Annotated in this window: 1 protein-coding gene and 2 pseudogenes; all 3 read right to left on the bottom strand. The window is 38.9% G+C overall.

Annotation, left to right across the window (positions count from 1 at the left end; translation table 11 throughout):
- Nucleotides 1-8,929 (bottom strand): annotated as a pseudogene (locus C1X07_RS24500) (Ig-like domain-containing protein); the annotation flags it as partial.
- Nucleotides 8,930-9,592: 663 nt separating this feature from the next.
- Nucleotides 9,593-9,946: a hypothetical protein gene (locus C1X07_RS24490; RefSeq protein ID WP_103072692.1), complete on the bottom strand. Its 354-nt coding sequence runs from the start codon at nucleotides 9,944-9,946 to the stop codon at nucleotides 9,593-9,595.
- Between the two features lie 406 nt (nucleotides 9,947-10,352).
- Nucleotides 10,353-10,480, bottom strand: a pseudogene (locus C1X07_RS25525) (PorP/SprF family type IX secretion system membrane protein); the annotation flags it as partial.

Below are 10,480 nucleotides of genomic sequence, written 5' to 3'. Positions count from 1 at the left end.
GTAAGAATCCACTATCAGGAACCACAACTCCAGTATCAATACTCCAATCGCCAGAAGCATCAGTAGTTACTGTATAAGTTACCTCTGGAGTACCATCACCATTAGCATCTACTGTAATAGTTAAGGTTTCATTGACTTCTCCTGTTCCTGTTAAGGTAGGAGTTGTATCATTGGTTGTAAAGGTATCCGCTGTTGGGGCAGTAGTATCTATACTCACCACTCCTGCACCACTGTTACCTCCAGCATCAGTTGCTACTATATCCAAAGTGTCATTATCACTTAATGGAGGTAAGAATCCACTATCAGGAACCACAACTCCAGTATCAATACTCCAATCTCCTGTAGCATCGGTAGTTACTGTATAAGTTACCTCTGGAGTACCATCACCATTAGCTTCTACTGTAATAGTTAAAGTCTCATTCGCCTCTCCTGTTCCTGTTAAGGTAGGAGTTGTATCATTGGTAGTAAAGGTATCCGCTGTTGGGGCGGTAGTATCTATAGTAACTACTCCTGCACCACTGTTTCCTCCAGCATCAGTTGCCACTATATCAATAGTATCGTTATCAGTCAATGTTGGGAAAGTACCACTATCTGGGGTTGCAGTATCTGGATCAATACTCCAATCGCCAGAAGCATCCGTAGTTACGGTATAAGTTACCTCTGGGGTACCATCGCCATTAGCATCTACTGTAATAGTTAAAGTCTCATTGGCTTCTCCTGTTCCTGTTAAGGTAGGAGTTGTATCATTGGTAGTAAAGGTATCGGCTGTCGGGGCAGTAGTATCTATACTCACCACTCCTGCTCCGCTGTTACCTCCAGCATCAGTTGCTACTACATCAATAGTATCATCATCTGTCAGTGTTGGGAAGGTACCACTATCTGGTGTAGCAGTATCTGGATCAATACTCCAATCTCCCGAAGCATCGGTAGTTACTGTATAAGTTACCTCTGGGATACCATCACCATTAGCATCAACAGTAATAGTTAAGGTTTCATTGGCTTCTCCTGTTCCTGTTAAGGTAGGAGTTGTATCATTGGTAGTAAAGGTATCCGCTGTTGGGGCGGTAGTATCTATAGTAACTACTCCTGCACCACTGTTTCCTCCAGCATCAGTTGCCACTATATCAATAGTATCGTTATCAGTCAATGTTGGGAAAGTACCACTATCTGGGGTTGCAGTATCTGGATCAATACTCCAATCGCCAGAAGCATCCGTAGTTACGGTATAAGTTACCTCTGGGGTACCATCGCCATTAGCATCTATTGTAATAGTTAAAGTCTCATTGGCTTCTCCTGTTCCTGTTAAGGTAGGAGTCGTATCATTAGTAGTAAACGTATCGGCTGTTGGGGCGGTAGTATCTATACTCACTACTCCTGAACCACTATTCCCGCCAGCATCAGTTACTACTACATCAATAGTATCGTTATCAGTCAATGTTGGGAAGGTACCACTATCTGGAGTAGCAGTATCTGGATCAATACTCCAATCGCCAGAAGCATCAGTTGTTACTGTATAAGTTACCTCTGGGGTACCATCGCCATTAGCATCTACTGTAATAGTTAAAGTCTCATTAGCTTCTCCTGTTCCTGTTAAGGTAGGAGTTGTATCATTAGTAGTAAAGGAATCGGCTGTGGGGGCAGTAGTATCAATAGTCACTACTCCTGCTCCGCTGTTACCTCCACCATCAGTTGCTACTACATCAATAGTATCATTATCAGTCAATGTTGGGAAGGTACCACTATCTGGGGTTGCAGTATCTGGATCAATACTCCAATCGCCAGAAGCATCAGTAGTTACTGTATAAGTTACCTCTGGGGTACCATCGCCATTAGCATCAACAGTAATAGTCAAAGTCTCATTCGCCTCTCCTGTTCCGGTTAAGGTAGGAGTCGTATCATTGGTTGTAAAGGTATCCGCTGTTGGGGCGGTAGTATCTATAGTAACTACTCCTGCACCACTGTTTCCTCCGGCATCAGTTGCTACTACATCAATAGTATCGTTATCAGTCAATGTTGGGAAGGTACCACTATCTGGAGTAGCAGTATCTGGGTCAATACTCCAATCGCCTGAAGCATCAGTAGTTACTGTATAAGTTACCTCTGGAGTACCATCGCCATTAGCATCAACAGTAATAGTTAAGGTTTCATTGGCTTCTCCTGTTCCTGTTAAGGTAGGAGTTATATCATTGGTTGTAAAGGTATCCGCTGTTGGGGCAGTAGTATCTATACTCACCACTCCTGCACCACTGTTTCCTCCGGCATCAGTTGCCACTACATCAATAGTATCATTATCAGTAAGAGTTGGGAAGGTACCACTATCTGGTGTAGCAGTATCTGGATCAATACTCCAATCGCCAGAAGCATCAGTAGTTACTGTATAAGTTACCTCTGGAGTACCATCGCCATTAGCATCAACAGTAATAGTTAAGGTCTCATTGGCTTCTCCTGTTCCTGTTAAGGTAGGAGTCGTATCATTGGTTGTAAAGGTATCGGCTGTCGGGGCGGTAGTATCTATAGTCACTACTCCTGAACCACTATTTCCTCCAACATCAGTTGCTACTACATCTATAGTATCATCATCTGTCAGTGTTGGGAAGGTACCACTATCTGGGGTTGCAGTATCTGGATCAATACTCCAATCTCCCGAAGCATCCGTAGTTACTGTATAAGTCACCTCTGGAGTACCATCTCCATTAGCATCTACTGTAATAGTTAAAGTCTCATTTGCCTCTCCTGTTCCTGTTAAGGTAGGAGTTGTATCATTGGTTGTAAAAGTATCCGCTGTTGGGGCAGTAGTATCTATACTCACCACTCCTGCTCCGCTGTTTCCTCCTGCATCAGTTGCCACTACATCAATAGTATCATTATCAGTAAGGGTTGGGAAGGTACCACTATCTGGAGTAGCAGTATCTGGATCAATACTCCAATCACCTGAAGCATCCGTAGTTACTGTATAAGTTACCTCTGGAGTACCATCGCCATTAGCATCAACAGTAATAGTTAAGGTCTCATTGGCTTCTCCTGTTCCTGTTAAGGTAGGAGTCGTATCATTGGTTGTAAAGGTATCGGCTGTCGGGGCGGTAGTATCTATAGTCACTACTCCTGAACCACTATTTCCTCCAACATCAGTTGCTACTACATCTATAGTATCATCATCTGTCAGTGTTGGGAAGGTACCACTATCTGGGGTTGCAGTATCTGGATCAATACTCCAATCTCCCGAAGCATCCGTAGTTACTGTATAAGTTGCTTCTGGAGTACCATCACCATTAGCATCTACAGTAATGGTTAAGGTTTCATTGGATTCGCCTGTTCCTGTCAGTACGGGTGTTGTATCATTAGTAGTAAAGGTATCGGCTGTTGGAGCTGTAGTATCTATTGTTACCACTCCAGCACCGCTGTTCCCTCCAGCATCAGTAGCTACTACATCAATAGTATCATTATCAGTTAGGGTTGGGAATGTACCACTATCTGGGGTAGCAGTATCTGGATCAATACTCCAATCGCCAGAAGCATCGGTAGTTACTGTATAGGTTACTTCAGGAGTACCATCACCATTAGCATCTACAGTAATGGTTAAGGTCTCATTGGCTTCTCCTGTTCCTGTCAGTACAGGGGTTGTATCATTAGTAGTAAAGGTATCGGCTGTTGGGGCGACAAGATCAATAGTTACTACTCCAGCACCACTATTTCCTCCGGCATCAGTTGCTACTACATCAATAGTATCATTATCTGTAAGGGTTGGGAAACTACCACTATCAGGAGTCACTGCTCCGGTATCAATACTCCAATCTCCTGCAGCATCGGTAGTTACTGTATAGGTTGCTTCTGGAGTACCATCCCCATTTTCATCTACAGTAATAGTCAAGGTCTCATTGGCTTCTCCTGTTCCTGTAAGTACAGGGGTTGTATCATTGGTAGTAAAGGTATCGGCTGTTGGGGCGGTAGTATCTATAGTCACCACTCCTGAACCACTATTCCCTCCGGCATCAGTTGCGATTACATCCAAAGTGTCATTATCACTTAATGGAGGTAAGAATCCACTATCAGGAACCACAACTCCAGTATCAATACTCCAGTCTCCTGAGGCATCCGTAGTTACTGTATAGGTTACCTCAGGGGTACCATCACCATTAGTATCTACAGTAATGGTTAAGGTCTCATTGGCTTCTCCTGTTCCTGTCAGTACAGGGGTTGTATCATTAGTAGTAAAGGTATCAGCTGTTGGGGCAGTAGTATCAATAGTTACTACTCCAGCGCCACTATTTCCTCCTGCATCAGTAGCCACTACATCAATAGTATCATTGTCTGTAAGGGTTGGGAACGTACCACTATCAGGGGTGACAGCTCCAGTATCAATACTCCAATCTCCAGAAGCATCGGTAGTTACTGTATAAGTAGCCTCTGGGGTACCATCGCCATTAGCATCTACAGTAATGGTTAAGGTCTCATTGGCTTCTCCCGTTCCTGTCAGTACAGGGGTTGTATCATTGGTAGTAAAGGTATCGGCTGTTGGGGCGGTAGTATCAATAGTCACTACTCCTGAACCACTATTCCCTCCAGCATCAGTAGCTACTACATCAATGGTATCATTATCAGTAAGGGTTGGGAACGTACCACTATCAGGAGTGACAGCTCCAGTATCAATACTCCAGTCTCCAGAAGCATCCGTAGTTACTGTATAAGTAGCCTCTGGGGTACCATCACCATTTTCATCTACAGTAATAGTCAAGGTCTCATTGGCTTCGCCTGTTCCTGTGAGTACAGGGGTTATATCATTAGTGGTAAAGGTGTCTGCTGTTGGGGCGATATTATCAAAGGTCAATGTAGCTGAAGAGGAAGTGGTAGACGAACATATATAAGACGTGTCTACTATGACAACCTGATAGGTATATCCATCTTCTGTAGCTGTGGCTCCTGTTATCGTTAAAATAGAAGTATCACTACCGGTATAAATATCTACAGCATTGGCAGGATCAATATCGACAAATCCACCTCCATCATCAACTTGCCATTGATAGGTATAATAATTTGTATTGGGAGCTACCTCAAAGGTTACAGAACCAACTCCATTAGTCACCAGGTTCGCTGGTTGTGTGGTTATAGTTGGAACACTACCTGCTTGTTGAAAATCAGGCTGTGTATTATTAGTAGGTGCGATACCATCTGCATTGGCAGGGGTAGCGTATGGTAAAGCAGCTACTACTGCTCCATTCGCATCTACCGTACCAGCACCTAATGTTAAAGGTTCTGCTGCGGTGTTTGAAGGGTTATACACTCCCCCATCTCCGCCATCGGCATTTGCATCGCCATAGGCTTCATTGGCATCACTACAACCATCACCATCACTATCTAAGGTTAAAAAATCTAAACTACCATCACTACCCGTATCGGTAGGAGTGTTTCCTGATCCTCCGTTTGCAAGAGAAGGTACACCATTGGTCGCTATATTATCGGTATTATTATTATCGTCATTATGTCGTCCTTCTTGTCCTACTGCAGCACTAGGTACTCCGCCACTTTCTACAACATCGTAGATCCCATCATTGTCACTGTCCAGGTCTAAATGATTTGCAACTCCATCATTGTCGGTGTCGCAAAAGGATCTTAATGTTATTTCATCCAAAGTAAAATCATTACCTGCTCCGGGTCCAGTATTATTACGTAATGATAAATCCGCGGTAGTACTTGTTGCAACCCAAGTAAAAGAATAAATTGTCCAACTTGAAGCTCCACTACCAATTGGAGTAACTGCTGCCCCTACTTGAATACCATTTATGTATGGTTCAATTTGAGCGTTTTGAGTTGTATTTAAATTTGCCATCGCAAATTGAAATAAATAGCTTTTACCAACAATAACATTTATTGGTGTTATTGTTCCCCATACTTCTTCTCCTCCAACATAAGTTCCAGCACCTGTGTTATGTAATAAATAATTAGCTCCAACAACTCCCGCACCATCAATTCCAAACGCATTGCTTTGTTGACCATTTACAGAGACTCCAGGTTGATATATAGGAGCAGAATCATAACTAAAAGGTAGGGTTTCAAAATCTTCTAAATAAATAGTTGGGCTACATGATAATTCTACCGAATCCAATACCCCGTCATTGTCATCATCAAGATCAGTAATATCATAAACACCATCATTATCAGTATCTAACTGACAAACAATCTCAGCACTATTAGTTACATTATTTAACCTTAATACATTTGTGCTATATGTTAATCCTAAAATCGCTCCATTACTATCTACTCCAGAACTATTTACTACTCCCCCATAAGTACCGTCACCATTAGAATCAGCTGGCGAAGTAGAATAATTATTATAATCAGTATTATACGCTTCATTAGCATCATAACAGCCATCACCATCACTATCTAGAGTTAAAAAATCTAAACTACCATCACTTCCCGTATCGGTAGGTGTGGTACCAGTATCAGCTCCGTTAACAACTTCAATAATTTCTGCTAAACCATCATTATCAGTATCTCCAGTTGCCGGTGTATCCATGGCATCTATCTTTCCATCATTATTGGTATCCAAACTAATGGTTCCTACTTCAACGATATCATAAATACCATCATTATCACTGTCTAAATCTAAGTGATTTGGTATACCATCATTATCAGTATCCACACTATTACTACAACTCGAAATAGGTTCTATTACTATTGCATATACTTCAGAATTATCTGGATTAAATGTAGCACTTGTTCCCGATGAGTTCACTTCTATTTGTCCTGATAGTCCATTAATTTCAACTAAAGAATTAGGTGTAACAGCATAGGATATATTGTATTCTACCCACCCTCCTGAATCAAGTATTGCAATTTGGGCAGGTGTAAGAGTATAATTCCCTGACAAAGTTCCTAAATTCGTCTGTAAATCAAAAGTCAAGGGTGTAGTTATATAAGTTCCTGTCCCGCTAGAAATATTATTATACAGATGAAAAGTTAGGTTTATCAATCCATTATTATCAACATAAACCTCTTTGGGTTGAGTATACGTAAAAGTCATTATCCCTGCACCTCCTTCAGAATCATATGCGCTAACAAAAATTTCAGGTGATAATGGAGATGCTTGCCCTTGTATCGTTTGCATCTGAGTATAATCTGTTACGTTAGACAATGCAAAAACACTTCTAGTAAAACCAACAGTACCATCATTAAAATCAACCTCGGCAATTTGGCAACCTCTTTCCACAACATCTAATATTCCATCATTATCATCATCCAGATCAGTAATATCATAAACTCCATCATTATCAGTATCTAACAGGCAAACAATCTTAGCACTATTAATTACATTACTTAATCTTGTAGCGTCTGTACTATATGTTAGCCCAGTAATAGCTCCATTTACATCTACATCAGAACTTCCTACTACTCCCCCGTAAGTACCATCACCATTAGAATCAGCTGGTGAAGCCAAGTAATTACTATGATCAGTATTATACGCTTCATTAGCATCATTACATCCATCACCGTCACTATCCAATGTATGATAATCCAACGAACCATTACTACCAGTGTCGATAGGTGTAGTTCCTGTATCTGCCCCATTGATAGCTTCAATACTATCAGCCAAACCATCATTATCGGTATCGCCTGTTGCAGGATTGTCCATAGTATCTATTTTACCATCATTGTTTGCATCAAGACTTATACTTCCTACTTCTACAATATCATAAATACCATCATTATCACTATCCAAATCCTGGTGATTAGGTACTAAATCCAAATCAAGGTCATAAACATCCGGGATATTATCTCCATTTGCATCTGTGTAATTTGTAGTAGAGCCATCTCCTGCAAAGCCATTATCAAAAGTATCTTGCCAGTTTAACACTCCATCACCATCTTCATCACCATCAGGGCTATTTCCTCCTGCTTCATCAACATCTAGTATTCCATCATCATCATCATCGATATCATTGGTATCTGGGTTTCCGTCACCATCAGAATCTTTACAATTTAAAACATTTGCATAATCACTTTCCAAAATAAAGAAATACGTAAATTCTACACTTTCTCCTGCTGCCAAATTTCCAAAAGAAAATGCTATTGAAATAGCTTCATCCAAAGTTACTGTAGCCCCTTCTGTACCCACAAGACCAGCTCCTGTAGCATTCCACACTTCTGAAGCACTTCTATTGGCAAACCCTCCATAAGTAACACGGGCACGCTCATCAGACGCCAAAAGATTGATAAAAGACCCGTCCGGATCTGTTGCTCCACCCACAGCTGGTTGTGTTGCTCTAACCACAGCTAACTTATCAGTTGGTCCCGAAGCTTGGGCTACAACAGTATTTGTAGTAACATAATCACCAGACAGAGTCTGATTATTATCTGGATCTACATTATGCATCCAATAAATATTATTCAAAGTTCCTGCAGTAGTATTGGTTAGTGTTGTGGTCATTTTTATAAATAGTCCATTCTCTGTAACTACATTAGAACGATGCACACTGATTCCACCTATAGCTCCCTCCCATATAACTTCTGCCGCCGTTTCACCACAAAAGGCCTCTGTACTACTTGCGGAAGTAATACTACCCGGAATCTCTTCAATGGATCCACTATTATTATTGTTGTAATTCACCCCATTAATCTCAATACCAAACCCTTCTTCTGGTGTTCCAGGAATAAAATAGTCCCCGTCATAATTTGTCCATCCATCCTTTGCTGGGTTTCCTAAAAAACCTAAAGAAGATACTCTAGCATCGTGATATCCAGCTGGTCTTGTTGCATTGGGAGCACCAAATGTTCCTCTATCAGTTAACCCAGCATCAAGATAATTACCTCTAAAATAGGCATCAGTGCCAGATAACTGTGCATCAGGAACTTGAGCAGTAATAACGCTTATATTCAAAAAAAGTATTGCACAAAAAATTGATTTGCAAATAAAATGGTATTTTTTCATCATTACTAAAAGGTTAAAAAAATTATCAAAAACATGGTCAAAAGGGCTTATTTATCGTAAATAACATATTGTTACAGCTACATCTATAATCACAACACTTAACTTCTCTATCTTTGGAAGTTGCTATGATTTTTGAAAAAGAAATTGGTATTTATTCTTATTATAGATGTGCAACATTTTATGTTATATTCTGTTTACGTTTCCGGTGAATACGCTTTATTTTCTTTAGAGAAAAAATGGTTGAAAACACGACTCCCATCATTGAAGTCTAAATAACTATTCCCGAATTTAATAATTGGTATACTTGACGAATAGATATCTGTAGGTGCAAATAAAGTATTTGCTTTAGTTTTTTCACAAAAAACAAACAGCAAAAACACACTCTCTATATAATGTAAAACTTGGGTAGGTTTTCTCATAAGTTTATTTCTATTTAGTTGTATCTGCAATAAAGAGTAAGCTGTTAAAAGTTCAAAAAACAGCTTCATGTAAAATTAACATTTTATTTAGTAAAAATACTTGTTAAAACCGTTGAACTACACAAATATATCGATGAAAAGAGTTAAAATATCGATAAAACGCAATTTAGAATCTTTCTTGATTTCATATAATCCCTAAAACACTATGAATCAAACATGTAAAAAAATCTACATAGATTTTATAAAATCATATTTTCTTAATTGCATTATATTTAGATAGAATAAATAGATTGTGCTTCTCATATTTATCTAAAGAAAATCCTTTTTTATGATCGTTCTTTTGTCCAATTTTAATATCACTTTCTTTTCCATTTTCTATATAATATTGTTTATTAAACAATATCTCTGAAGAAGTTTCTAAGAAAGAATATGCTATGATGAAGTATATTCCCAATAAAAGAGTAGATATTCCAATCAAAAATAAAATACGATAGTTAGATATGGTATTAACTTGTTTTTGAATATAATTTATACAGGCACTCCAGTAAGATTTTTTTGTATAAAAAAATATCCCTTTTAATCCATAAAGATGAAGTTTCATATGGGTCGATTTAGTTTAAATTCTCATTATTCAGACTCCAATATTGCTAGCTCGCCAAAAGTTTTACAATTATTGGATTGTTTCTTAATCAAATACCAACTTCTCTATTTCAATTAGAGTATTATTATTCATTTAAAAAAAACAGATAAGAACGAGTGGTATTCATAAGTAATACTATATTTAAATCAATAATAATTAATTGGTTGACATAAAAATCACTAAAAGAAATATTACATTTAACAGAGAAGGAATTATAATCTAAAAAGTTTAGTGTAATTCTTTCTATAAGCAGTAATTTTTAAAAACATGAACCTTTTATGTTTTTTTTAACATTATAAATATATACATAAAACCTTAATTATCATAGCAGTAAAACCTCAAAAAAAATATGGTTTTACCTTAAAGCCTAAAAGAACCGTGGGGTTAACATTCTATTGTATTTTTTAAAAAGTTCAAAACGTAACATCACTTCATAACTACCATCATTAAACTGGGTTTGTCCCAGCTGGGTAACTTCTCTATCATAGGCAAATC

This window comes from Aquimarina sediminis, from assembly GCF_002895435.1.
Taxonomy (GTDB): Bacteria; Bacteroidota; Bacteroidia; order Flavobacteriales; family Flavobacteriaceae; genus Aquimarina; species Aquimarina sediminis.
This window is presented reverse-complemented; position numbering and strand designations above follow the sequence as displayed.

Excerpts from the sequence above, each read along its gene's own strand:
- C1X07_RS24490 (WP_103072692.1), bottom strand. The coding sequence starts at position 9,946 with ATGAAACTTCATCTTTATGGATTAAAAGGGATATTTTTTTATACAAAA.